Origin of the sequence: uncultured Sphingomonas sp. (assembly GCF_946477935.1) — a bacterium.
Lineage (GTDB): Bacteria > Pseudomonadota > Alphaproteobacteria > Sphingomonadales > Sphingomonadaceae > Sphingomonas.
In genome coordinates this window covers 1-23456 of sequence record NZ_CAMLAC010000035.1, presented here as the reverse complement: position 1 = coordinate 23456, position 23456 = coordinate 1, and the positions used below count along the sequence as shown (strand labels likewise).

Genomic DNA, 23456 nt, shown 5'->3' with positions numbered 1-23456 from the left:
ACGAGATTCCTCTACGTCTCGTGGGCTCGGAGATGTGTATAAGAGACAGGCTTCCGGCTCGGGTGCGACCGGCTTGGGAAGCGGGGGCGTCGGTGCGGGGGCCGTAGCAGCAGGCACGGGCGCCTCGACCGGCTTTCCGACGGGAAGCGGCTTGGCGGCAGGCACCGGGGCGATCGCATCCGCCGCCACGGCCTTTATCACCGCGGCGGGAGGGGGTGGGACGGCGTCCTGGATCGCCGGCAAACCGGGCAGCGGCGCTGCGGCCTTGGACTTCGCGTCACGCCGCGGTTTGCGGCTCGTGCCGGACTGCTTGGCAGCCGCGGGCGTATTCGTCTTGTCAATAGACATAACACTCCCCTAATTTCGCTGCGATGCACAATAGCATGATTTTGACTTGAATCAAGGCTTATTGTGCAGTGCAACATGGATTAGCGGGTGCGAACGTAGCTGCCCGGTGCGGGTTCGAGGGCGGGCAATCTGCCTTGGCCCGGGATCCGAGCGCCCTGTGCCGGGATGGTGGTGTCGTCCTGCTGGCGCAGCCACCCCGCCCAGTCCGGCCACCAGCTCCCCTTGGTCTCGGTTGCGGACCGCACAAAGGCGTCCAGCGACTCGGCGGGGGCATCGTTGGTCCAATACTGGTATTTCCCCGCCGCCGGCGGATTGACCACGCCCGCTATATGGCCGGAGCCGGCAAGGACGAAGCGGAGCGGCCCCTGGAACAGCTCGGTCAGCTTCCACACGCTTTCCGGCGGGGCGATATGATCCTCGCGACCCGCCTGCACATAGGAGGGGGTGGCGACACGACGCAGATCGAGGGGCACGCCCGCGATCGACAGCGCGCCGGGCTGGACCAGCAGATTGTCGCGGTACAGATCGGTCAGGTAGCTGAGATGCCATTTGGCGGGCAGATTGGTGACGTCGCCGTTCCAATGGAGCAGGTCGAATGGCACATAATCCTTGCCCAGCAGATAGTTGTTGGTGACGTAGTTCCAGATCAGGTCGCGCCCGCGCAACAGGTTGAAGGTCGCGGCGAGATAGCGGCCGTCCAGGAAACCGTCGGGCGAGAGTGTGCCGATCAGCGCCAGTTGCTCGTCATCGACGAAGTGGAGGAGATCGCCGGCCTGCGAGAAATCGACCTGGGCGGTGAAGAAGGTAGCGCTGGCGACCTTGTCCGATTCGCTCCGCGCGGCCAGCCAGGCCAGCGTCGCGGCCAGCGTGGTGCCCGCGACGCAATAGCCGACGCTGTGGACCGCCGGCACGTCCAGCAGATCGCGAATCGTGTCGATCGCCTCCACCTGCGCGGCGACGTAATCGTCCCACGCCACGTCCGCCATCGTTGCGTCCGCAGACTTCCACGACACCATGAAGACGGTAAAGCCCTGATCCAGCGCCCAGCGGATCAGGCTTTTTTCCGGCGACAGGTCGAGAATGTAGAAGCGGTTGATCCAGGGTGGGAAGATGACGATCGGCGTGGTCGCGACGGTGTCCGTCGTCGGCTGATACTGGATGAGTTCGTAAAGCGGCGTGCGCAACACGACCTGGCCCGGCGTGGCGGCGATGTCGCGCCCGATCTGGAACGCGTCCGAGCGGGTATGGGTCAACTGCCCACGGCCAATATCGGCAAGCATGTTCTGCAAGCCTTTCAGCAGGTTCTCGCCCTTGGTCTCGATCGTCTTCTCGATCACTTCCGGATTGGTGGCGGGAAAGTTGGTCGGGCTCATCGCGTCGACGAAGGCGCGGGTGGCGAAGCGGAGCTGTTCCTTCTGGCGCGGCTCGACCCCCTCCAGCGCATCCACGCCGCGCAGCATGTGGTCGCCGACCAGCGCATAGCTTTGCCGGATCATGTCGAACATCGGGGTCTGCCATCCCGGCGCCTTGAACCGCTTGTCGGGCGTGGGCGCAGGCGCGGCAGGTGTCGCCGAGGGGTCCAGGAAACGGCGCCACAAGTCCATGCTTTCCGACCAGAAATCACGCGCCCGCCCGATAGTGGCGGGGTCGTTGAAGCCGGGGACGACCGGCATCCCGCCCATGCCCTCGGCCGGCTGCTTCATCGCGGCGAGGCCCTGTTCCATCATCATCTGCTGCGCACGACCCATCACCCAGGTCCAGTGCTGCAGTTCCTCCAGCGTCGGCATGGGGGACGCGGGGGCTGCATCGGCGGGCCGGGGGGCGTGCGCGTCGTTGGTCTCGGCCATGGCATCCTCTGGTTGCTGGCGTGCGTGATACCGCAATGATGTTGCGCCGTCATGTCCGGTCGCGTCGGGAGAGGAAAGCGGCTATGGGGGGTGAGTTCCCGACAAAGAGGATACCATGTCCGAAGAGTTCTACCGCATCCGCCGGCTGCCGCCCTATGTCATCGCCGAAGTCAACGCGATGCGGGCCGCGGCGCGCGCGCGCGGCGAGGACATCATCGATCTGGGCATGGGCAATCCCGACCTGCCGCCGCCGCAGCATGTGCTGGACAAGCTGATCGAGGTGACGAGCAAGCCCGACGCGCACGGTTATTCGCAGTCCAAGGGCATTCCCGGCCTGCGCCGCGCACAGGCCAATTATTATGGCCGCCGATTCGGCGTCGACCTCGATCCCGAGACCGAGGTGGTGGTGACGATGGGATCGAAGGAGGGGCTGGCGAGCCTCGCCACTGCGATCACCGCGCCGGGCGACGTGATCCTGGCGCCCAATCCGTCCTATCCGATCCACACCTTCGGCTTCATCATCGCGGGCGCGACGATCCGCGCGGTGCCGACGACGCCGGACGAAGCCTATTTCGAGAGCCTGAAGCGCGCGATGGAGTTCACCATCCCGCGCCCGTCGGTGCTGGTGGTCAATTACCCGTCGAACCCGACCGCGGAGACGGTGGACCTGGCGTTCTACGAGCGGCTGGTGGCGTTCGCGAAGGACCAGGGGCTGTGGATCCTGAGCGATCTGGCTTATTCCGAGCTCTATTATGACGGCAACCCGACGCCTTCGATCCTGCAGGTGAAGGGCGGGAAGGACGTGGCGGTGGAGTTCACCTCCTTGTCCAAGACGTACAGCATGGCCGGATGGCGAATCGGCTTTGCGGTGGGCAACCGCAAGCTGATCGCGGCGATGACGCGGGTGAAGTCGTATCTCGATTACGGGGCATTCACGCCGATCCAGGCCGCCGCCTGCGCCGCGCTGAACGGACCGCAGGACATCGTGGAGAAGAACCGGCAGCTTTATCACAAGCGCCGCGACGTGCTGGTGGAGAGCTTCGCGCGGTCTGGGTGGGATATCCCGTCGCCGCGCGCCTCGATGTTCGCCTGGGCGCCGTTGCCACCGGCACTGGCCCATCTCGGCAGCCTGGAGTTCTCCAAGCAGTTGCTGACCGAGGCCAAGGTCGCGGTCGCACCGGGTGTCGGATATGGCGAGAATGGCGAAGGCTATGTGCGCATCGCGATGGTCGAGAACGAGCAGCGGCTGCGCCAGGCGGCGCGCAACGTGAAGCGCTATCTGCAATCCATGGGGGTCAATACGCCGGGCGCCAAGGCGGGCTGATGCGCGGATGGCGGGTGCTGGCGGCGGCGTTTTCCCTGCTGTCCGCCGGCACCGCATCTGCGCAGAACCGTGCCGATCAACGGGCGTTTCTGGGGCTCTACAAGGAACTGGTCGAGACCGACACGACGCTGTCGGCGGGTAGCTGCACGCGCGCCGCGGAACAGATCGCGGCGCGACTGAAGGCGGCGGGATATCCAGGGGATGCGGTAATGACCTTCGCGCCGCCCGATCATCCGCGCGAGGGCGGGATCGTGGCGGTGCTGTCCGGCAGCGATCCCGCCTTGCCGGCGGTGCTGCTGCTCGGACATCTCGATGTGGTGGAGGCCAGGCGCGCGGATTGGGCGCGCGACCCCTTCACGCTGGTCGAGGAAGGCGGCTATTATTACGGCCGCGGCACCTTTGACGACAAGGCGCAGAGCGCGATCTGGGCGGATACGATGATCCGGCTGCGGCCGCTGACGCCCCGCCGCACGGTCAAACTGGCGCTGACCTGTGGCGAGGAGACGACCTTCGCCTTCAACGGGGCGGAGTGGCTGACCCGGACGCGACCCGATCTGATCGCGGCGGGCTTCGTGCTGAACGAGGGCGGCGGCGGGCGATATGGCGCGAACGGCCGACCAGACATGCTGGCGGTGCAGGTCGGCGAGAAGGCGGCGCAGAACTATACGCTGACCGCGACCAATGCCGGCGGGCACAGCGCGCAACCCGTGACGGACAATGCGATCTATGCGCTTGCCGATGCGGTGCAGGCGATCCGGGCGCATTCCTTTCCGGTGTCGTTCACGCCGACGACGCGGGCCTTCTTCGCGGCCATGGTGCCCGGGGCGGGGGCGGAGACGGGCGCCGCTATCACGCGGCTGCTCGCCGATGCGGGCGATGCCGGGGCGGATGCGATCGTCAGCCGCGACAAGACGTTCCGGGCAAGCCTGCGCACCACCTGCGTGCCAACCTTGCTGAGCGCGGGGGATGCCGAAAACGCGCTGCCGCAGCGGGCGACCGCCAACATCAACTGTCGCCTGTTTCCGGGCGAGACGGTGGAGAATGTGCTCGAGACGTTGCGCCGGCTGGCCGGGCCGGAGGTGACGGTGACCGCGAACCAGCCGATCCGCCCGACCGCGGTGCCGCTGGCCCCGGACCCGGCGATCCTGGCGCCGATGACGCAAGTGGCCAAGCGGCATTTTCCGGGCGTGCCGGTCGTGCCGATGATGTCGGCCGGGGCGACGGACGGCGTGTTCTTCCAGGCGATCGGCATTCCGGTATACGGGGTGCCAGGCATGCTGGTCGAGGGCGGCATGACAGGTATCCACGGGCGCAACGAGCGCATCCGGGTGAAGGCGCTTTATGCCGGGCGGGATTACCTGTTCGACCTGGTAAAAGCCTATGCGGAACCCGCTAGACGGTAACCTGCTCGCCCAGTTCCAGCACCTTGCCCGGCGGGATGCGCAGGAATTCGGTGGGGTCGGCGGCGTTGCGCTGCAGGAACATGAACAGCCGGTCCTGCCAGGGCGGCATGCCTTTTTCGGCTTCCGGCTTCAGGGTGTTGCGGCCGATGAAGAAGCTGGTCTTCATGGGGTCCAGGCCGAGCGCGCGGGTTTCGATGCCGAGGTCCTGGGGCACGTCGGGGGATTCCATGAAGCCGTAGGTGAGGGTGACGGTGGCGAAATTGTCGTCCAGCCGTTCTTCGCGGACGCGTTCGGAAGGGGGGACGACGGGGCGGTCGGCGGTGCGGACGGTGGCGATCAGGTTGCGGGCGTGCAGGACCTTGTTGTGCTTGAGGTTGTGGAGGAGCGCGCCGGGGGCGGCGGTGATGTTGGCGGTGAGGAAGACGGCAGTGCCGGGGACGCGTTCGGGGGGGCGTTTGGCGAGGGCGGCGGCGAGGTCGGCGAGGGGGATGGACTGGCGGCGTTCAAAGGCGGCGACGATGCCGCGTCCGCGCACCCAGGTGTAGATGACGAGGCCGACACCCGCCCCGACCAGTAGCGGTACCCAACCCCCTTCGATCACGCGCAAAATATTGGCGCCGAAGAAGATCAGGTCGAGCGCCAGAAAGGGCAGGATCGCCGCCAGCGCCAGCCCGCGCGACCAGTTCCAACGATGGCGGACGACCAGATAGGCCAGGCAGGTGGTGACCACCATCGTGCCGGTCACCGCGATGCCATAGGCGGCGGCCATCGCCGAGGACGTCTTGAACTCCACGACGAGGATCAGCACGCCGGCGAGCAGCAGCCAGTTGATCGCGGGCAGGTAGATCTGCCCCTGGAACGCGGCGGAGGTCTGGCGGATGCGCAGGCGCGGCAGGAAGCCGAGCTGGATCGCCTGCTGCGTCAGCGAAAAGGCGCCGGTGATGACCGCCTGTGCCGCGATCACCGTCGCCATGCCGGCCAGGATGACGAGCGGGGCGCGCAAAGGTTCGGGCGCCATCAGGAAGAACCAGTCCTGATTGGCAAAGACGGTGCCCTCGGTGCGCGCCCGCTCCAGTGCGGCGAGAGCAAAGGCGCCCTGACCGAGATAGTTGAGCGTCAGCGCGGGAAAGGCGAGCAGGAACCAGCCGAGCCGGATCGGCAGCTTGCCGAAGTGACCCATGTCGGCGGTCAGCGCCTCCGCACCCGTGACGGTCAGGAACACCGCGCCCAGCACGAACAGTCCGGTCACCCCGTGCGTGGCGAGAAAGGCGATGCCGTAGCCCGGCCAGATGACGCGAAAGATCGAAGGCTCGTCGGCGATGTGCGACAGGCCCAGGCCCCCGATGGCGAGGAACCACAGGATGCAGACCGGGCCGAACAGCCGCGACACCTGTGCGGTGCCGCGCGACTGGATGAGGAACAGCGCGATCAGGATCGCGATCGTGCAGAGGCGAATGGTGCCTTCGTCGAACATCGCGGCGGCGCCGGGGATGGTGCGCAGCCCCTCCATCGCGGACAAGACCGACAAAGCGGGCGTCAGGATCGCATCGCCATAGAAGAGCGAGGCGCCGGTCGCGCCCAGCACCAGCGCGATGCGGGAACGGATGCCGAGTGCGCGACGGGCGAGCGCCGCCAGCGCCAGAACGCCGCCCTCCCCCTGATTGTCGGCGCGCATCAGGAAGGTGACATATTTGACCGAGACGACCAGGATCAGCGTCCACAGCGCGAGGCTGAGCACGCCCAGTATCTCGCCGGGGTCGATGCCGTCCGCCGCCGACTGGGCCAGTGCCTCGCGAAAGGCGTAGAGCGGACTGGTCCCGATATCACCGAAGACGACGCCGAGCGCGCCGATGGTGAGCGCCGCCAGCGCCGGGCGGTGGTGGCCGTCGCCGCTGCGTTCGATGACGGGCGACCCGTGCCGCCCTGATGTCGCGCCGGTCGCGTCTGCCGTGATGGCCACTTGCACCCCCCTGTCGAAAGGACGGGGCGCTTTACGCCCGTTGCAAACCAACGCAAGTTGTTTCGCAACTGCGGCATGGCGCTTGATTTGTCTGCACTTGGCGGGCAGGGCGGTGAAATGGTTCCCCTTTCGTTCGGTGGACAGGCATTTCAGGCGACGGCCGAGGGCGCGCTCTATTGGCCGGCGCGCGCCGCGCTGCTGGTCGCCGATCTGCATCTGGAAAAAGGCAGTTGGTATGCGGCGCGCGGGCAGATGCTGCCACCCTATGACTCGCTGGCGACGCTGAGCGCGCTGGCGGCACTGGTCGAGCGGACGGCTGCGCGCGAGATGTGGTGCCTGGGCGACAGCTTTCATGATGTCGGCGGATGCGACCGCCTGCCCGAACAGGCGCAAGCGATGTTGCGCGGGCTGACCAGCGACCTGGCCTGGACCTGGATTACCGGCAATCACGACCCGGCGATTCTTGACCGCTGCGGCGGCGAAGTCGCCGACGAGGTGGTGGTGGACGGGCTGGTGCTGCGCCACGAAGCCGCAGCCGATGAGACGCGACCCGAGCTGTCGGGGCATTTCCATCCCAAGTTGCGGCTGCGGGTACGCGGGCGCAGCGTGGCGCGGCGCTGCTATGTCGCCACGGGGAAGAAGCTGATCCTGCCGGCGTTCGGCGCGCTAACCGGGGGGCTGGACGTGACGCATCCGGCGATTCGCCAGGCGGTGGGCAGCGGTGCGCAGGCGCTGGTACCGGTCGAGGACCGGTTGCTGCGGTTTCCGGTAGCGGCCTGAGGCGAAGGCCCCGCGCGCTAATCGGGATCTCGATCCACCGTCTCGATACCCGGCTTTGCCGCTGCTCGACGGTTACTCGAGACGAATGGGGGTAGGCCCCTTATCGGACAAGCGTAGGCAAACCCGCACGCAGGGCGGCGACCTTGGGTTTGTCCCAGGCGACGATATAGGGATGCGCCGGGTTCCGGTCGAAGAAGCGCTGGTGATAGGCCTCGGCCGGAAAGAAGCGGCCCTGTTCGATGCGCGTCGTCAGGGGTTTGCGGAAGGCAGGCGCGATCTGGGCGAGATAGGCGCGGGCGGCACGGGTCTGTTCCGGGCTTTGCGGAAAGATGGCGGAGCGATAGCTGGGGCCGCGATCGGGGCCCTGGCCGCCGACCTGCGTCGGATCGTGCGCGATGGCGAAGAAGACGCGCAGCAAGGTGCCATAGCTGACCTGCGCGGGATCATAGGTGATCCGCACCGCCTCGGCATGGCCGGTGCGCTCGGTGGAGACCTTCGCATAGCTGGCATCGGCCGCGGTGCCGCCGGCATAGCCGGCCGTCACGCCGCGCACGCCCCTTATCTGGCGGAACACGGCTTCCACGCCCCAAAAGCACCCGCCCGCGAAAATCGCAGTCTGGGAGCCGGAGGTGCGGGGTACGTCCAGCGTCGGCTGCGGCAGAGGCACGACATGCTCGCTTCGTGCAGCCCCCGCCGAGAGGGCGAGGAGCGCCAGCGGGGCAGCAGCGATCAGGAGCGCGCGGATCATGATGGAGAGATGGGGAGCGGCGCGCAATGCGCCAGTCATTCGTCCCCTAGCGTGCATTCCGGCACGGTCTTCGGCGAGATCATGCCTGCTTATGCAGGCTGAGGCGATATCAGCGAACCGCCTCGACCGGCGCACGGGTGGGGGTGTTCACGGCCTCGGCCGTGTGGAACGCCGCCAGACTCATCGCCCCCAGCACAAAACCGCCGGCGAATTGCCAAAGGAAGCTGGACTTGATGAGGCTGCGCATGGGTCACCTTTGATTCTTGGGCCGATCCCGTTGAAACGGCCGAATTTCTTCGCCGCCAGATGGGTTCATCCGGCGGCAGTCGCAATGTCGTTTATAGAAACGCAGCATTAACGGCACGTGGCTGTGCCGTTAATGTCACGGTTAGGAAATCGGAAGGGGTACGCCGTCAGCGCAGTGTGGCGCATGCCTCCTGGATGCGGGTGCATGCTTCCTTCAGCAGCGCGTCCGAAGTCGCGTAGCTGATGCGCATCGCGGGCGAGAGACCGAAAGCGGCGCCCTGCACGGCGGCAACCTTGGCGTCGTCGAGCAGATAGCCGACGAATGCCTCGTCATTGTCGATGCGCTTGCCCGACGGTGTCGTCTTGCCGATCAGCGGCGCGAAGGACGGATAGACGTAGAAGGCGCCCTCCGGCGTCGGGCAGGTCATGCCCTCGATCTGGTTGAGCATATCGACCACCAGGTCGCGGCGGACCTGGAAGGCGGCATTGCGCTCCTGAAGGAAGGACTGGTCGCCGGTCAGCGCGGCGGTGGCGGCGGCCTGCGCGATCGAGCAGGGATTGCTGGTCGATTGCGACTGAAGCTTGGAGATCGCCTTGATGAGCCAGGGCGCGCCGGCCGCGAAGCCGATGCGCCAGCCGGTCATCGCATAGGCCTTGGAACAGCCGTTCACGGTCAGCGTGCGCTCGTACAGCTCGGGGCAGACCTGCGCGATGGTGGCGAAGCGGAAGCCGTCATAGACGATATGCTCGTACATATCGTCGGCGAAGACCCAGACATGCGGATGGCGCGCGATGACCGCGCCCAGCGCCTTCAGCTCGTCGGCGGTGTAGCCGGCGCCGGTCGGGTTGGACGGCGAGTTGAGGATGACCCACTTGGTCCGCGGGGTAATCGCGGCGTCGAGCGCCTCCGGCGTCAGCTTGTACTGCTGTTCCGGGCCGGCGGCGACGATGACAGGCGTGCCGCCGGCGAACTGCACGACATCGGGGTAGCTGACCCAGTAGGGGGCGGGGATGACGACCTCGTCACCCGGATTGACCGTGGCGACGATGGCGTTGAACAGCGTATGCTTGCCGCCAACGTTCACGGTGATCTGATCGGGCGTGTAGGTCAGCGCATTGTCGCGCGCGAACTTGGCGGCGATCGCCGCCTTCAGCTCGGGCGTGCCGTCGACATTGGTGTATTTCGTCTTGCCGTCGCGAATCGCCTGGATCGCGGCCTCCTTGACGAATTCGGGCGTGTCGAAATCGGGCTCGCCCGCGCCCAGCCCGATCACGTCCACGCCTGCGCGCTTCAGCTCGAACACGCGCGAGGTGATCGCGAGCGTGGGAGAAGGGCTGATACGGCCGAGCGCGTCGGAAGGCTGCATGGACACGGGTGTTCCCCTATCGAATGGAAGCGGGCCAGAAAGGCGGGGGCGCCATAGCGCCAACGCGGATCAATCCGCAACCGTCGCCCGCATCAAACCGCGCAATGCGTTGCCCAGCCAAACCCCGTGCGCAAGATCGTTGCGCGTCACCCGCCCCTCGATCGCGCGGCCGCTGTCGATCAGTTCGGCGCGCAGGATGCCGGGGAGCAGGCCGGTGGCGAGCGGCGGAGTGATAAGGCGACCGTCGCGCTCCACGAACAGCGAGGTGAAGCTGCCCTCGGTCAGCGAACCGTCAGGGGCCTCGAAGATCACCTCGTCGGTCCCTGCGGCGATGCGGGCGGCGTCGTAGAAGGCGCGGTTGGTGGTCTTGTGGCGGAGGCGCAGGTCTTCGGGGGCGACGGGCAGGGGCACGATGCGGACGCGGAGCGGCTGGGCGAGCGGGTGTGGGAGCGCGCTGCATTCAATCGCGATCGCGCCCGATGCGGCGAGCAGCAGGCGGACGCGCGAGGCGGTGCGCAGGCGGAAGGTGGCGGCCTGAAGCTCGTTGCGGGCATCGTGACGGTCGAAGGCGAAGCCGAGCGCGGTGGCGCTGGCCTTCATCCGCGATAGATGGCGTTCGAGGTGGAGCAGCCCTTCCAGCGGATCGAAGGCCATCGTCTCGATCAGGTCGAACGGGGGATGGGGCGATTGTAGAAAGGCCGCCTTGGCAAGACATTCGTCCCATTCCGCCACGGCGTCCGAATCGGCGACCACGCCCGAGCCGAGGCCGATCGTCGCCCGGTCGCCGTGGAGCGCCAGCGTGCGGATCGCGACGCTGAACGCGGCGTCGCCACCCGGCGCGATATGGCCGATCGCGCCGGTATAGGCGCCGCGTGCGCTCGCCTCGATCTCACCGATCGCCTGCATCGCGCGGATCTTGGGCGCGCCGGTGATCGACCCGCAGGGGAAGAGTGCGGCCAGCACGTCGAGCGTATCGCGGCCGGGCGCGAGCTCGGCGGTGACGGTGGAGACCATCTGGTGAACGGTCGGATAGCGCTCGACGGTGAAGAGGTCGGGAACGGCGACGCTGCCCGGCACCGCGACGCGCGACAGATCGTTGCGCATCAGGTCGACGATCATCAGGTTTTCGGCGCGCTGCTTGGGATCGGTGCGCAGCGCGTCGGCCGCAGCGCGGTCCGCCGCCGCATCCGGTTCGACGCGCGCGGTGCCCTTCATCGGGCGGCAGGTGAGCAGTTGGCCATCGCGTGCGAAGAACAGTTCGGGGGAGAGCGACAGCAGCATGGTCTCGCCGGTGTCGATCACCGCGCCCCAGCCTGCGCGCGAACGGGCGCGCAGGCCGGCGTAGAGCGCGAGCGGATCGCCGGCGACGGCCATGCTGGCCCGGAAGCTGAGATTGGCCTGATACAGATCGCCCGCGCGGATCAATGCCTGCACCGCGGCGAACTGCGCGCGGTAGGCGTCCAGGTCGATCTCGGGTTCGGGCGTGCCGATCCAGGCGCCGGCGGGGTCGGGGAGATGCCGGGCGACGTCGAGCGTGCGGGGCGCGTGGAACAGGCCGAACCAGGCAAGCGGCGCGGCGGGTCTTGCGGGGACGCGCGCCTCGAACGCGGCACCCGCCTCATAGGCCAGGAAGCCCGCGGCGTGCAGGCCCTCGGCGCCAGCGGCGCGGACCGCGGCGAGTACGTCCGGCACCTCCTCCACCGCATGCGCGACGAGCACGCGAAGCGGATCGGCATAAAGCCGTGCGGGGGCGCCGCCGGGACGAGCATCGTCGAGCAGCACGAAAGGCGCTGGGGCCAGGGTCATCGCAGCCCAACCCATGCACAGGGCGCATCACGCGAGGCAAGCCTTGATTGCTGCGCCCGCTGTGGGCGCCTATGTCGGCGGGCATGACGAACCCTCCTCTTCGCGCGGCGATCGTGCCGGTCACGCCGCTTCAGCAGAATTGTTCGATCGTCTGGTGTACGGCGACGATGAAGGCCGCGGTGGTCGATCCCGGCGGCGATCTGCCGCGCATCCGCGATGCGATCGCCAAGACGGGGGTGAGCGTGGAGAAGATCCTGCTGACCCACGGCCATATCGACCATGCCGGCGGCGCCAAGGCGCTGGCCGACGAGCTGGGGGTGCCGGTGGAAGGGCCGCACGAGGCGGATCGTTTCTGGCTGGCGCGGCTGGACGAGGATGGCCAGGCCTATGGCATTCCGGCGCAGGTGGTGGAGCCGTCACGCTGGCTGGTCGAGGGCGACACGGTGACGATCGGCGACCTGGTGCTCGACGTGTACGAGACGCCGGGACACACGCAGGGGCATGTGATTTTCCACCACCCGGCCTCCGACTTCGCGCTGGTCGGCGACGTGCTGTTCCAGGGATCGGTCGGGCGGTCGGACATGCCCGGGGGCGACCATGATCAATTGGTCCGCTCGATCGTGACCAAGCTGTGGCCGCTGGGCGATGCGACCGCGTTCATTCCGGGGCACGGGGCGCCCAGCACCTTTGCGCATGAGCGCGCGTCCAATCCCTTTGTCGGGGACCGGGTGCTGGGCGCCTGAGGGTCAGGGCTGGCGCGACTGGGCGCGGATCGCCTTGAATTCAGAGCCGGCGCGCCATTCGGGCCAGGCGCGGCTGGTCGCCAGATCGCGGCCGATACGGTGGAACAGGGCGACGTCGGCCGCGGCGCCGGTCAGGTCCCATTTCGCATCCCAGGCGTCGCAGGTCTGGTGGTAGCAGCGCATATAGCCGTCCAGCCATGCCTGACCCGCAGGTCGCCCGCCCTGCACCAGATCGGGTGCGCCGCTGATCGCCATCAGCAGCAGCGTCGGCACGCCGCGCCGGGCGAGCGAGAAATGGTCGGCGCGGTAGAACAGCCCGCGCTCGGGCAGCGCCTCGGGCGTGACGGTGCGGCCTTGCGCGGCGGCGGCGGCGCGCAGGCGATCCTCCAGGTCGTTCTGGCCATCGCCGACCAGCATCACGTCCCGCGCGGGCCCCGCGGTCTGGAGAATGTCCAGCGTGAGGTTCGCCACCGTTTTGGCGACGGGATAGACCGGGTGGACGGCATAGGTTTCCGAGCCCAGCAGTCCGCGCTCCTCGCCGGTCCACAGCGCAAACACGAGGCTGCGGTCGAGCTTCGGCCCCTTGGCGAAGGCGCGGGCGAGTTCGAGCACGCCGGCGGTGCCGAGCGCGTCGTCATTGGCGCCGGGGCGGATCGTGCGTCCTTCCGCATCGGGTGCGCCGCGGCCATAGGCGTCCCAATGGGCGCCGAACATCACCACCTCGTCGCCATGCGCCTTGCCCGGCCATTTGGCGAGGACGTTGCGGCTTTCCGCCCGCTCGACGCGGACGGGGATGTCGGCGGTGAAGCGCTGGCCCTTCAGTTCGACCAGGCGGAAGTCGGCACGGCGCGCCGCGACGCGCTGCTGCGCGAGATCGAGGCCGGCGGCCTGGAACAGCCGGGTCGCCGCGCCGCCCTCCAGCCAGCCCTGGAGCAGCACGCGGCTTGCCGGATCGCTGCGCACGATGTCGTAATTCTCGCCCGCCGGCGCGGTGACGGTCGCCCAGCCATAGCCGGCGCCGGGCGTGTCATGGACGATCAGCGCGGCGATCGCGCCCTGACGCGCCGCTTCCTCGAACTTGTAGGTCCAGCGGCCATAATAGGTCATCCGGCGGTCGCCGAACTTGCCCGCCGCATCCTCGCCCGCCCTGGCCTCGAAATCGGGATCGTTGACCAGGAAGACCGCGACCTTGCCCTTCAGGTCGACGCCCTTGAAGTCGTTCCAGCCGCGATCGGCGGCGTCGACGCCGTAGCCGACGAACACCATCGGCGCGTTCGCGATCGCCACGCGATCGACCGGGCGGACGGTGGAGACGTAGATGTCCTGTCCTTGGCGCAAGGGCGTGGCGCCGGCGCGCATCTGCCCCTTGCCCACCTGCGTGCGGATCAGCGGCACGGGTTGGGTCCACTGCCCGTCGGGGCCGCCGGGTTCGAGGCCCATCGCCTTGAACTGCGCGACCAACCAGTCGACCGTCTTCGTCTCCCCCGGTGTGCCCGGCGCGCGCCCCTCGAACGCGTCGGAGGCCAGCGTGCGGACGTCGGCGGACAGCCGCTGCGGCGAAATCGGGTCGGAGGGGGCGGCGGCGGTCAGCAGGAAGGCGGACAGCAGGGCAGTGGTCGCGGGCAGGAGGGGCTTGAGCATGCGGGCGAAAATCTCCGTAGGGTGGGCAAAACGGCAAAGCGGAGCCGGATCAACGTCCTGCCAGTGGGCGCATATGCTTGCAACATGCGCGAATCTCGCTATAGGCGCGGGGCTTCGCGATGCGTCCGGCTGGGGTGCTCACGCGGTCGGGCATCTTGTCCGGGCGCGCAATGGGTGCTGACGGCGGGGCCTTCACCCATATTGATCGAATAAGGTGCCGCAATGGCCGTTCCCAAGAGAAAGACCTCCCCCTCCAAGCGCGGCATGCGTCGCAGCCACGACTCGCTGTCGATCGAGTCGTTCCAGGAGTGCCCGAACTGCGGCGAACTGAAGCGTCCGCACAATCTGTGCACCGCCTGCGGTCATTATAACGGCCGCGAGGTCATCTCGGTCGAGGGTTAAGTTCTCTCCGACTCGAGGCTCAAGGATGAATCATGGCTGACAATGCCTGGATCGCCGTCGACGCAATGGGCGGCGACGACGGGCTGGCCGTGATGCTGGCTGGCGTCGCCCGTGCGCGGCGCCAGTTCGAAGGCATGCGTTTCCTGCTGGTCGGCGACGAGGCCCAGATCGCGGACGGGTTGAAGACCCATCCGAACCTGACCGCGGCGTCCGAGATCGTCCACGCCCCCGAGGTGGTGGGATCGAGCGAGAAGCCGAGCCAGGCGATCCGGCGCGCCAAGCGCACCTCCATGGGCATCGCCATCGATCTGGTGAAGCAGGGACGGGCCGCCGCCGCGGTTTCGTCCGGCAACACCGGTGCGATGATGGCGATGGCCAAGCTGTCGTTGCGCATGCTGCCCGGGATCGACCGGCCGGCGCTCGCCGCGCCGCTGCCGACGCTGGGCGACAATGACGTGGTGATGCTCGATCTGGGCGCCAACACCGAATGCGACGCCCGCAATCTGGTGCAGTTCGCGGTAATGGGGGCGGCCTATGCCCGTACCATCCTGGACCTGGCTTCGCCGCGCGTCGCGCTGCTGAACATCGGCAGCGAGGACCAGAAGGGCACCGACGAGATTCGGGAAGCGGCGGCACAGTTGCGCGGCGACACGCATCTGCCGCTGACCTTTTCCGGCTTCGTCGAGGGCAATCACATCGCGCGCGGCGACGTGGACGTCATCGTGTGTGACGGCTTTGCCGGCAACATCGCGCTGAAGACCGCGGAGGGCACCGCGCGATTCGTGGCGGATCTGCTGAAACGGGCGTTCCGGTCTTCGGTGCGGTCCAAGATCGGGTTCCTGATCTCGCGGCCGGCGACGCAGTTGCTGCGCGATCACCTCGACCCCAATAATCACAATGGCGCGGTCTTCCTGGGCCTGAACGGGCTGGTGGTGAAGAGCCATGGCGGCGCCACCGAACTGGGCGTCGCCACCGCCATCGGCAATGCGGCCAAGATGGTGCGCGCCGACCTGACCCGGCGCATCGCCGAGGACCTGCGCAACTTCGAGGCCGCGGCATGATCCGTTCGCTCGTCACCGGCACCGGATCGGCCCTGCCGACGCGGCGCGTGTCCAACGCCGAGCTGGCACAGGAGGTGGATACCTCCGACGAGTGGATCGTGGAGCGCACGGGCATCCGCTTCCGCCACATTGCCGGCCCCGAGGAAACCACCGCGACCCTGGCCGCCGATGCCGCCAAGGCCGCGATCGCGGCGGCCGGATTGTCGGCGCAGGATATCGACCTGATCGTGCTGGCGACCGCCACGCCGGACCAGACCTTTCCGGCGACCGCGACCAAGGTTCAGGCGATGCTGGGCATCCGGGACTGCGTTGCATTCGACGTGGCGGCGGTCTGCTCGGGCTTCCTATATGCGGTGCAGGTGGTCGACTCGATGCTGCGCACCGGCGTCCACGCCCGTGCGCTGGTGATCGGGGCGGAAACGTTCAGCCGCATCCTCGACTGGGAGGACCGCACCACCTGCGTGCTGTTCGGCGATGGCGCGGGCGCAGTGGTGCTGGAGGGACGCGAAAGCGACGCCGATAATGGCCGCGGCATCCTGGCGACCCGGCTGCACGCCGATGGCCGGCATAACGATCTGCTGTATGTCGATGGCGGCCCCTCGACCACCGGAACCGTCGGCAAGCTGCGCATGAAGGGCCGGGAGGTATTCCGCCATGCCGTCGTCAATTTGGCGGCAGTGATGGAGGAGTCGCTGGGCCTTGCCGGCCTGACCTCGGCCGATGTCGACTGGGTGGTGCCGCATCAGGCCAATGCGCGCATCCTGGACGCGACCGCGCGCAAACTGGGGTTGTCGCCGGACAAGGTGGTGGTGACGGTGGACCAGCATGCCAACACCTCGGCCGCGTCCGTGCCTTTGGCCCTTGATACCGCCGTGCGCGACGGACGGGTGCGCGAAAACGACATCGTGGTGCTGGAAGCCATGGGTGGCGGGTTTACCTGGGGCGCCGCGGTGGTTCGTTTTTGAACAAGTTTTTATTTGCGGACGCAATAAATCCCTTTCGGTCCTTTTTACCTATGTGATAGCAACGATTGCGTCATAGTTGGGGATAGGATGATGATCGGGGGCACTCTCACGCGCGCGGATCTGGCCGAGGCATTGCACCATGAGGTGGGTTTGTCGCGCACGGACTCGTCACAGTTGGTCGAGCAGATTCTGACTGAAATGTGCGATGCGCTGGCGCGCGGTGAGAACGTCAAGATCTCGGGCTTCGGCACCTTCGTGCTGCGGGACAAGGGCGAGCGAATCGGCCGCAATCCAAAGACCGGAATCGAGGTGCCGATCGCGCCGCGCCGGGTGCTGACGTTCCGCGCCAGCCAGATGATGCGCGATCGCATCATCGCCGGCTGACGGCGATGGCCGCCGCGTCATCCGGCAAGGCGGATCGCGCGTTCCGGACGATCGGCGAACTCGCCAGGGAAACCGGGTTGCCGCAGCATATGCTGCGCTATTGGGAAACGCGGTTTCCGCAGCTCAAGCCGCTGCAGCGGGCCGGCAACCGGCGATATTACCGCGCCGATGATGTTGCGCTGGTTCGCCGTATCGATCGCCTGCTGCACCAGCAGGGCTATACGATCCGCGGCGTCCAGCAGCTTCTGGATATGGAGGCGGAGCCGGACATGGTGGCGCGGTTGCGCATCATCCGCCACGGCCTGGCCACCGCGCTGGTGTGTGACATGCAGGCGCGATAGCATCGCCGGATGACGGCTTCCCCATCACCACATCGCCACGCACCCAATCGCCCATGGGTGGTGCTGGCGATGTTGTTGCTGGTCTACAGCCTGAACTTCCTCGATCGGCAGATACTGGGGATCCTGGCGCACCCGATCAAGGCGGAGCTGCGACTCAGCGATACGCAACTGGGGGCGCTGGGGGGAATCGCCTTCGCGCTGCTCTATTCCACGCTGGCGGTGCCATTGGCGATCGTTGCGGATCGGACGAGCCGGAGCTGGGTGGTCACCGGATCGCTGGCGGTGTGGAGCGGCTTCACCGCCTTGTGCGGGCTGGCGACCGGATTCTGGCAGCTCTTCGCCTTCCGGGTCGGCGTCGGTGTGGGCGAGGCGGGGGGCGTGGCGCCGTCCTATGCGATGATCAGCGACAGCTTTCCGCCGGAGCGGCGGGCGCGGGCGCTGGCGATCTATTCGCTGGGCGTGCCGCTGGGACTGGCGGCGGGGGCGCTGCTCGGCGGTACGCTGGCCAAGGCGGTGGACTGGCGCACGGCCTTCATCGCGGCGGGGGCGGCGGGGCTGATCCTGGCCCCGATCTTTCGCCTGGTGGTGCGCGAGCCGGTGCGACGGACAAGTGCGACGCGAATGCCGGTCGGCGCGGTCTTTGCGATCCTGGCGCGTAAACCCAGCTTCTGGTTGCTCGGCTTCGCTGCGGCATCGAGTTCGCTATGCGGCTACGGGCTGGCCTTCTGGGTGCCGTCGGTGCTGGTGCGCAGCCTGGGGTTCGATCTGGGGCAGGTCGGGCAGTTCGTCGGGTCGCTGCTGCTGATCGGCGGCAGTGCCGGCGTGCTGACGGGCGGATGGCTGGGCGACCGGCTGGGGATGCGCGACCGGGGCTGGTATGCGCGGCTGCCGGCGCTGGCCTGGATGATGACGGTGCCGCTGTTCGCGGGCGGCCTGCTGGTCGATTCGCCGACGCTGGCCTGGGTACTGTTCCTCGTGCCCCACGGCCTCAACATCCTGTGGCTGGGGCCGGTCACCACCGCGATCCAGCATCTGGTGCCAGCCGAGATGCGCGCCACCGCGTCGGCCTCGTTCCTGCTCATCAACAACCTGGTCGGACTGGGCCTGGGGTCGCTGGTGATGGGGGCGCTGTCGGATGCGATGACGGCGCGGTTCGGGGCGGATGCGCTGCGCTACGCCGCGGTGGGGACGCTGGGCTTCTACCTCGTCGCGGCGGTGCTGGGGCTGCTGGCGGTGCGGCCGCTCCGGCACGACTGGTGGGTGGAGGACGAGGTCACCGCTCGCGGGTCGCCATGAAACGCACCTTGGAATAGCGATCGGCGATATAGCCGACCTCCCAGGCCGACTTGGCGAGGAAGACCGGATTGTCGTCGCGGTCGCGCGCCATGGCCGAACGGTTCAGGTCAGTGAAGTCCTTCAGATCGGCCGGATTCTCGGCCGATACCCAGCGCGCCGTGTCGAACGGTGCCGGCTCCAGCCCGGCCGCCACCTTGTATTCGGCATCGAGGCGCGAGAGCAGCACGTCGAGCTGAAGCTGGCCGACCACGCCGATGATCCAGTTCGAGCCGATCTCCGGATAGAAGACCTGCGTCACCCCTTCCTCGGCCATGTCGTCGAGCGCCTTGCGGAGCTGCTTGGTCTTGGTCGGGTCCTTCAGGACGACGCGGCGCAGGATTTCGGGCGCGAAATTGGGCAGGCCGGTGAAGCGGATATCGGCCCGCTCGGACAGCGTATCGCCCACCCGGAGGGTGCCGTGATTGGGGATGCCGATGATATCGCCCGGAAATGCCTCGTCCGCAACCTCGCGGTTCTGCGCGAAGAAGAGGATGGGGGAGTGGACCGCGATCGGCTTGCCATGGCCCGTCGGCGTCAGCTTCATGCCGCGCTTGAAGGTGCCCGAGCAGAGCCGCATGAACGCGATGCGGTCGCGGTGCTGCGGGTCCATGTTCGCCTGCACCTTGAAGACGAAGCCGGTGACTTCCTTTTCGTCCGGGCTGACGGGGGCGGGCTCGGCAGGCTGGGGACGCGGCGGCGGCGCGAAATCGGCGAGCGCAGCGATCAGCTCGGAGGGGCCGAAGTCCTTGAGCGCGGAGCCGAAATAGACCGGTGTCAGGTCGCCGTTGCGATAGGCCTCACCATCGAAGGCGGCATAGCCGGCCTGGGCCAGCTCGATCTCCTCGGCGATGGCGGGGGGGAGTGCCGGCGCATCCTCCACCTTGCCCTGGAAGGTGCGGCTGTCCCCCTCCGGCCGGCTGATGCGGTTGGTGGAAAGGTCGAGCACGCCCTGGAACTCGCCGCCCATGCCGACGGGCCAGCTCATCGGGCAGACGTCGAGCGCGAGGATATCAGCGATCTCGTCGAGCAGCTCGAAGGGCGGGCGCCCCTCGCGATCGACCTTATTGACGAAGGTGATGATCGGCACCGAGCGCAGGCGGCAGACCTCGAACAGCTTCCTCGTCTGCGCCTCGATCCCGCGCGCGGCGTCGATCACCATCACCGCCGAATCGACCGCGGTGAGGGTGCGGTAGGTGTCTTCCGAGAAATCCTCGTGCCCCGGCGTGTCGAGCAGGTTGAAGGTCACGCCGTCCCGCTCGAACGTCATCACCGAGGAGGTGACGGAAATGCCGCGCTGCTGCTCGATCTTCATCCAGTCGGAGCGGGCACGGCGGTTGGCCCCGCGCGCCTTCACCTCGCCGGCGAGATGGATCGCACCGCCGAAATAGAGCAGCTTTTCGGTGAGCGTCGTCTTGCCCGCGTCGGGGTGGGAAATGATCGCAAAGGTGCGGCGAGGGGAGGTCATGCGAGGGCTCGGATCGGCAAAAGGTTAAAAGTGGACACTACGTCCCCCCGGCCGTGTCCACTTCCGCCGGGCCTGCATGGGACAGGGGCGGAAAGGGGGGAGGGCGCGCGTCCGTTCACGTCGCCGCCTGTTGCAGAAAACAGGCGTGTAGGACAGCTATTGTTCTGTCTGAGGGCAAGCAAGGATAGGCAGACAGCCGCCGGACGGTAGCGCGCCGTCGTATAGGATTGAACGTCGGGAATCGGATGGGCCGACACGGCGCGATGAAGCGTCGTGTCAGGCCTGTGCCGGTGACGTGCGCGGTAGCAGGGTCACATCGTCATTTTCGATCGCGGTGCTTGGGCTTGATGCTGGTCAGCTTGCCGGTGCGTGGATCGGCATGGAATTCGTACAACACGCCGTTCTTGGTCATCTCCCCTTCCCAATGGCCGTCATCCGCTTCGACCTTGGTGAGATGATACCCCTGTTTGGCAAGAACTGTGCTCAACCTGTCTTGCGCAATCCAGCCACGTCCCGGCTGATCAGCCAATGCCGGGGTGGCGATGATGCAAGCTGCTATCAAGCCAATGGTCTTCATGGGGCTCTCCGATATTATAGCAAGCAAACGATCCAGCCTGTGGTCTGTTGCACTTATCCTTTATCTCAGGGATGTTCGGCGACATCATGCTGGCCGACCGATAACGATCGGTCCGGCAACACGGCCCTGGTTGGTGATGCTTTGATGATTTCCAATGGCGACGTCATGATCCGATTGTTGACCGCCGCGGCGATCGGCAGCGTCATCGGGTTCGAACGCGAGCGGCTGTTATGGGCGGCAGGCATCCGCACACACATGCTCGTATGCGTCGGTGCCTGTCTCGTGATGATCGTCTCGGCCTATGGCTTCCAAAACGCGACGCGGATGCCGCATGTGGTGCTCGATCCCTCGCGCCTTGCAGCGCAGGTGGTATCGGGGGTGGGGTTTTTAGGCGCAGGCGCGATCCTGCTGCGTGGCAATGCGATACGTGGCATGACCACTGCCGCGAGCATCTGGGTGGTCGCGGCGCTGGGCCTGGCGGCGGGCGGCGGTCTTTACGTTGCCTGCGCCGCGGCAACGGCCATCATCCTGGTAATCCTGGTTGGATTGAAGCCGATCGAAGAAGCCTATCGTGCGCGCATTCAGAGTTATGCGGTGCATGTTCGCGCAGAACGCAGCGCGGTGACGCCTGACGAACTGAAGACGTTGCTGAAGGTCAGGGGCGGTCAGATCAGGCGCGTGACCCAGGCGATCGGAGAGGACGGGTTGGAAGATCTGACGATCCATCTGGTTCGCGTGTCCCGGTCCGATGCCAGCATCGGCGCTAGGCAGATCGGCAAGCATCCCGGCGTGCATTCGGTAGAGGTTCGGCGGAAAGGCGACAAGCACGGCGACGCGGAGTGATCGGTCGCCGGGACGACCGGCGAGTCGTGCTTGTTCACCAGTGGTCGATCGCTTGATCGCTCACCCCAGCGCGATCGACATCGCGATCGTCTTCGCATCTCCTTCCGCCACCTCGAACACGCCCGGCTTGTCTTTGAAATCGCCCATGAAACCTTCCGGATCGGCGATGCCGTGCCAGGGTTCTATGCAGATGAAGGCGGCGTGGGGTTTGGTCCAGATGCCGAGCTTGTCGGTGTCGGGGAAGGCGATGTGGAGGTGGGGGGTGGCGTCGGTATTGGCGCCGTAGGTGACGCTGCGGGAGTGGACGGGGGACCAGACGAGGGCGTCGTCGGTGAAGAGGGCGTCGGCGAGGTGGAGGGTGCGGCCGTCGAGCGGGCTGGCGCGCTCCTCAGCGGCGATCAGGCCGTTCGGGGTTATCGCCTTGAGTTTGCCCGGTTCATCCTCTGCAAAGACGATGCGGTGGTCGGCGCGATCCTGTCCATAAGGAAGCGGCCAGGCGAAGGCGGGATGGAAGCCGAAACTGGCGAGCATCGGGCCTTCACCACGGTTCGCGATCCGCGCCTCGGTCACCAGTGTCGCGCCGTCGAGGCGGTAGGTGAGTTCGAGGCGGAAGGCATAAGGGTAGACCGTGCGGGTCGCCTCCGAATCCTCCAGCGCGAACACCGCCTGCGTCGCATCATGCGCGACGAGGGTGAAGAGGCTGTGGCGCGCAAAGCCGTGCTTGGGGATGGCGTAGCGCCGGCCATCGATGCGGATACCGTCCTGCGTCAGCCCGATGACGGGAAAGAGGATCGGCGCGCGGCCGGTCCAGAAGGCGGGATCGGCGTCGGTCATCAACTCGCGGCCGTCCGCGTCGCGCAGAGACGACAGTTCGGCGCCGAGCGGGTTGATGGCGGCGGTGAGCGCGTCGTTGCCGATCGTGATCCAGTCTTCAGCCACGTAATTGCGCTCCCTGCTTGGCGGCGGCGGCGACGACCTTGTCGGCGATGGCCTTGAGTTCGTCCTCGGTGAAGCTCTTCTGCGCGGGCTGGAGGACGATTTCGACCGCGATCGACTTTTGCCCCTCGGGTACGCCGGTGCCGACGAACAGGTCGAAGACGCGGGCGGCGACGATCGCGCTCTTGTCCGCGCCCTTGACCGCGCGGACGAGGCTGTCCGCCGCGAGCGTATCGGGCACGAGGAAAGCGAAGTCGCGGCGGACGGCCTGCAAGGCCGGCGGCGTGTAGGCAGGGCGCATGAAGCCAGATGCGCGCCTGGGCGGCAGCGCATCGAGATAGATTTCGACCGCGGCGACGGGGCCGTCGAGGTCGAACGCCTTGCACACCGAGGGGTGGACGATGCCGAAGGCGGCAAGCACCGTCTTCGGCCCGAGGCGCAGCGTGGCGGACTGGCCGGGATGCCACGCGCTGCCTTCGGCGCCGTCCGCAACAGGCATGACCTGCAGGTTGTCGACCGGCGCGCCGGCCTGCGCGAGCAGGGCCAGCGCCTCCGCCTTGGCGTCGAACGCATCGAAGGGCGCGGCCTTGCCGCCCTGCCAGCCGCGTGCACGCTTGTCGCCGGCGAGAACCACGCCCAGCGTCGGGCGCTCGGCATCAGCGAGATAGCGGCGGCCGATCTCGAACAGGCGGACGGTGGTGGCGCCGCGCTTGAGGTTGCGCTCGGTCGCGGCGAGCAGGCCGGGGAGGAGCGAGGGGCGCATGACCTTGAGGTCTTCGCTGATCGGGTTGGCGAGGCGCCATGCACCGCCGCCGAAGGGCGCGGCCTGCGTGTCCGCGATGAAGCTCCACGTCACCGCTTCGTCGAGGCCGCGGGTGGCCGCGGCGCGGCGGACGCGGCGTTCCAGCTTTTGCTGCGGGGTCGCGGTGGGGCG

21 protein-coding genes and 1 pseudogene are annotated in these 23456 nt (G+C 67.4%); 11 read left to right on the top strand and 11 right to left on the bottom strand.

Features of this window, described 5'->3' with window-relative positions; genetic code table 11:
• Positions 1-428: 428 nt before the first annotated feature.
• Positions 429-2195, bottom strand: coding sequence for a class I poly(R)-hydroxyalkanoic acid synthase (locus Q0U08_RS06015; protein ID WP_298090354.1), 1767 nt, complete (start codon positions 2193-2195; stop codon positions 429-431).
• Positions 2196-2310: 115 nt separating this feature from the next.
• On the opposite strand from Q0U08_RS06015, the gene Q0U08_RS06010 reads away from it, so the two are divergent.
• Positions 2311-3519, top strand: a complete 1209-nt coding sequence (locus tag Q0U08_RS06010) for an LL-diaminopimelate aminotransferase (RefSeq protein WP_112384145.1) — start codon at positions 2311-2313, stop codon at positions 3517-3519.
• On the top strand, positions 3519-4922 hold the full coding sequence (locus Q0U08_RS06005) for a M20/M25/M40 family metallo-hydrolase (protein ID WP_298090353.1): 1404 nt from the start codon (positions 3519-3521) through the stop codon (positions 4920-4922). The genes Q0U08_RS06010 and Q0U08_RS06005 overlap by 1 nt, the downstream gene beginning before the upstream one ends.
• On the opposite strand, the gene Q0U08_RS06000 is transcribed toward Q0U08_RS06005, so the two are convergent.
• A complete protein-coding gene (locus tag Q0U08_RS06000) occupies positions 4912-6825 on the bottom strand; it encodes a potassium transporter Kup (protein ID WP_298090357.1) in 1914 nt (637 codons plus the stop codon). The two genes, Q0U08_RS06005 and Q0U08_RS06000, sit on opposite strands and share 11 nt — an antisense overlap.
• A gap of 174 nt (positions 6826-6999) precedes the next feature.
• On the opposite strand from Q0U08_RS06000, the gene pdeM reads away from it, so the two are divergent.
• Positions 7000-7662 (top strand): ligase-associated DNA damage response endonuclease PdeM, encoded by a 663-nt coding sequence (gene pdeM, locus Q0U08_RS05995; RefSeq protein WP_298090352.1) that lies wholly within the window; start codon positions 7000-7002, stop codon positions 7660-7662.
• Positions 7663-7762: 100 nt separating this feature from the next.
• On the opposite strand, the gene msrA is transcribed toward pdeM, so the two are convergent.
• From msrA to pabB, 4 genes are all read right to left on the bottom strand, one after another.
• Positions 7763-8410 (bottom strand): peptide-methionine (S)-S-oxide reductase MsrA, encoded by a 648-nt coding sequence (gene msrA, locus Q0U08_RS05990; RefSeq protein ID WP_298090356.1) that lies wholly within the window; start codon positions 8408-8410, stop codon positions 7763-7765.
• 109 nt (positions 8411-8519) lie between these two features.
• Positions 8520-8657 (bottom strand): hypothetical protein, encoded by a 138-nt coding sequence (locus Q0U08_RS05985; protein ID WP_298090350.1) that lies wholly within the window; start codon positions 8655-8657, stop codon positions 8520-8522.
• Between the two features lie 166 nt (positions 8658-8823).
• Complete coding sequence (locus Q0U08_RS05980; RefSeq protein ID WP_298090355.1) at positions 8824-10023, bottom strand: pyridoxal phosphate-dependent aminotransferase; 1200 nt, start codon at positions 10021-10023, stop codon at positions 8824-8826.
• A gap of 69 nt (positions 10024-10092) precedes the next feature.
• Positions 10093-11829 carry an aminodeoxychorismate synthase component I gene (gene pabB, locus Q0U08_RS05975; RefSeq protein WP_298090348.1) on the bottom strand — a complete coding sequence of 579 codons (1737 nt, stop codon included), beginning with the start codon at positions 11827-11829 and terminating at the stop codon, positions 10093-10095.
• Between the two features lie 83 nt (positions 11830-11912).
• Between pabB and Q0U08_RS05970 the strand changes: the two genes are divergently transcribed.
• Positions 11913-12572, top strand: coding sequence for an MBL fold metallo-hydrolase (locus Q0U08_RS05970; RefSeq protein ID WP_298090346.1), 660 nt, complete (start codon positions 11913-11915; stop codon positions 12570-12572).
• 3 nt (positions 12573-12575) lie between these two features.
• On the opposite strand, the gene Q0U08_RS05965 is transcribed toward Q0U08_RS05970, so the two are convergent.
• Entirely contained in the window at positions 12576-14213 is a 1638-nt protein-coding gene (locus tag Q0U08_RS05965; protein ID WP_298090345.1) for a M28 family metallopeptidase, read from the bottom strand.
• 222 nt (positions 14214-14435) lie between these two features.
• Between Q0U08_RS05965 and rpmF the strand changes: the two genes are divergently transcribed.
• From rpmF to Q0U08_RS05935, 6 genes are all read left to right on the top strand, one after another.
• Positions 14436-14615, top strand: coding sequence for a 50S ribosomal protein L32 (gene rpmF, locus Q0U08_RS05960; protein ID WP_112384151.1), 180 nt, complete (start codon positions 14436-14438; stop codon positions 14613-14615).
• Positions 14616-14647: 32 nt separating this feature from the next.
• Positions 14648-15676 (top strand): phosphate acyltransferase PlsX, encoded by a 1029-nt coding sequence (gene plsX, locus Q0U08_RS05955; RefSeq protein ID WP_298090344.1) that lies wholly within the window; start codon positions 14648-14650, stop codon positions 15674-15676.
• Positions 15673-16641 carry a beta-ketoacyl-ACP synthase III gene (locus tag Q0U08_RS05950; RefSeq protein ID WP_298090343.1) on the top strand — a complete coding sequence of 323 codons (969 nt, stop codon included), beginning with the start codon at positions 15673-15675 and terminating at the stop codon, positions 16639-16641. Before plsX ends, Q0U08_RS05950 begins: the two co-directional genes overlap by 4 nt.
• Positions 16642-16728: 87 nt before the next feature.
• Complete coding sequence (locus Q0U08_RS05945) at positions 16729-17025, top strand: integration host factor subunit alpha (protein ID WP_298090342.1); 297 nt, start codon at positions 16729-16731, stop codon at positions 17023-17025.
• A 5-nt stretch (positions 17026-17030) separates the two neighbouring features.
• The gene (locus tag Q0U08_RS05940; protein ID WP_298090341.1) at positions 17031-17366 is read left to right on the top strand and encodes a MerR family transcriptional regulator; all 336 of its coding nucleotides are present in this window, start codon (positions 17031-17033) and stop codon (positions 17364-17366) included.
• A 9-nt stretch (positions 17367-17375) separates the two neighbouring features.
• Entirely contained in the window at positions 17376-18662 is a 1287-nt protein-coding gene (locus tag Q0U08_RS05935) for an MFS transporter (RefSeq protein ID WP_298090340.1), read from the top strand.
• Here Q0U08_RS05935 and Q0U08_RS05930 read toward each other — a convergent pair.
• Complete coding sequence (locus Q0U08_RS05930) at positions 18640-20166, bottom strand: peptide chain release factor 3 (RefSeq protein ID WP_298090338.1); 1527 nt, start codon at positions 20164-20166, stop codon at positions 18640-18642. The two genes, Q0U08_RS05935 and Q0U08_RS05930, sit on opposite strands and share 23 nt — an antisense overlap.
• Before the next feature lie 319 nt (positions 20167-20485).
• A complete protein-coding gene (locus tag Q0U08_RS05925) occupies positions 20486-20743 on the bottom strand; it encodes a PepSY domain-containing protein (RefSeq protein ID WP_298090336.1) in 258 nt (85 codons plus the stop codon).
• 165 nt (positions 20744-20908) lie between these two features.
• On the opposite strand from Q0U08_RS05925, the gene Q0U08_RS05920 reads away from it, so the two are divergent.
• On the top strand, positions 20909-21586 hold the full coding sequence (locus Q0U08_RS05920; protein ID WP_298090334.1) for an MgtC/SapB family protein: 678 nt from the start codon (positions 20909-20911) through the stop codon (positions 21584-21586).
• A 60-nt stretch (positions 21587-21646) separates the two neighbouring features.
• On the opposite strand, the gene Q0U08_RS05915 is transcribed toward Q0U08_RS05920, so the two are convergent.
• Entirely contained in the window at positions 21647-22525 is an 879-nt protein-coding gene (locus tag Q0U08_RS05915; RefSeq protein WP_298090333.1) for an aldose 1-epimerase family protein, read from the bottom strand.
• Positions 22518-23456, bottom strand: a pseudogene (locus Q0U08_RS05910) (phenylalanine--tRNA ligase subunit beta); the annotation flags it as partial. The gene Q0U08_RS05915 and the pseudogene Q0U08_RS05910, both read right to left, overlap by 8 nt.

Bases quoted from the DNA above. Each gene is read 5' to 3' on its own strand.
- Q0U08_RS06005 (WP_298090353.1), top strand. From the start codon at position 3,519: ATGCGCGGATGGCGGGTGCTGGCGGCGGCGTTTTCCCTGCTGTCCGCC.
- Q0U08_RS05965 (WP_298090345.1), bottom strand. From the start codon at position 14,213: ATGCTCAAGCCCCTCCTGCCCGCGACCACTGCCCTGCTGTCCGCCTTC.
- msrA (WP_298090356.1), bottom strand. From the start codon at position 8,410: ATGATCCGCGCGCTCCTGATCGCTGCTGCCCCGCTGGCGCTCCTCGCC.
- Q0U08_RS05970 (WP_298090346.1), top strand. From the start codon at position 11,913: ATGACGAACCCTCCTCTTCGCGCGGCGATCGTGCCGGTCACGCCGCTT.
- pdeM (WP_298090352.1), top strand. From the start codon at position 7,000: ATGGTTCCCCTTTCGTTCGGTGGACAGGCATTTCAGGCGACGGCCGAG.
- Q0U08_RS05930 (WP_298090338.1), bottom strand. From the start codon at position 20,166: ATGACCTCCCCTCGCCGCACCTTTGCGATCATTTCCCACCCCGACGCG.
- Q0U08_RS05945 (WP_298090342.1), top strand. From the start codon at position 16,729: ATGATGATCGGGGGCACTCTCACGCGCGCGGATCTGGCCGAGGCATTG.
- Q0U08_RS05935 (WP_298090340.1), top strand. From the start codon at position 17,376: ATGACGGCTTCCCCATCACCACATCGCCACGCACCCAATCGCCCATGG.
- Q0U08_RS05985 (WP_298090350.1), bottom strand. From the start codon at position 8,657: ATGCGCAGCCTCATCAAGTCCAGCTTCCTTTGGCAATTCGCCGGCGGT.
- Q0U08_RS05980 (WP_298090355.1), bottom strand. From the start codon at position 10,023: ATGCAGCCTTCCGACGCGCTCGGCCGTATCAGCCCTTCTCCCACGCTC.
- rpmF (WP_112384151.1), top strand. From the start codon at position 14,436: ATGGCCGTTCCCAAGAGAAAGACCTCCCCCTCCAAGCGCGGCATGCGT.
- pabB (WP_298090348.1), bottom strand. From the start codon at position 11,829: ATGACCCTGGCCCCAGCGCCTTTCGTGCTGCTCGACGATGCTCGTCCC.
- plsX (WP_298090344.1), top strand. From the start codon at position 14,648: ATGGCTGACAATGCCTGGATCGCCGTCGACGCAATGGGCGGCGACGAC.
- Q0U08_RS05925 (WP_298090336.1), bottom strand. From the start codon at position 20,743: ATGAAGACCATTGGCTTGATAGCAGCTTGCATCATCGCCACCCCGGCA.
- Q0U08_RS05920 (WP_298090334.1), top strand. From the start codon at position 20,909: ATGATCCGATTGTTGACCGCCGCGGCGATCGGCAGCGTCATCGGGTTC.
- Q0U08_RS05940 (WP_298090341.1), top strand. From the start codon at position 17,031: ATGGCCGCCGCGTCATCCGGCAAGGCGGATCGCGCGTTCCGGACGATC.
- Q0U08_RS06015 (WP_298090354.1), bottom strand. From the start codon at position 2,195: ATGGCCGAGACCAACGACGCGCACGCCCCCCGGCCCGCCGATGCAGCC.
- Q0U08_RS06010 (WP_112384145.1), top strand. From the start codon at position 2,311: ATGTCCGAAGAGTTCTACCGCATCCGCCGGCTGCCGCCCTATGTCATC.
- Q0U08_RS05950 (WP_298090343.1), top strand. From the start codon at position 15,673: ATGATCCGTTCGCTCGTCACCGGCACCGGATCGGCCCTGCCGACGCGG.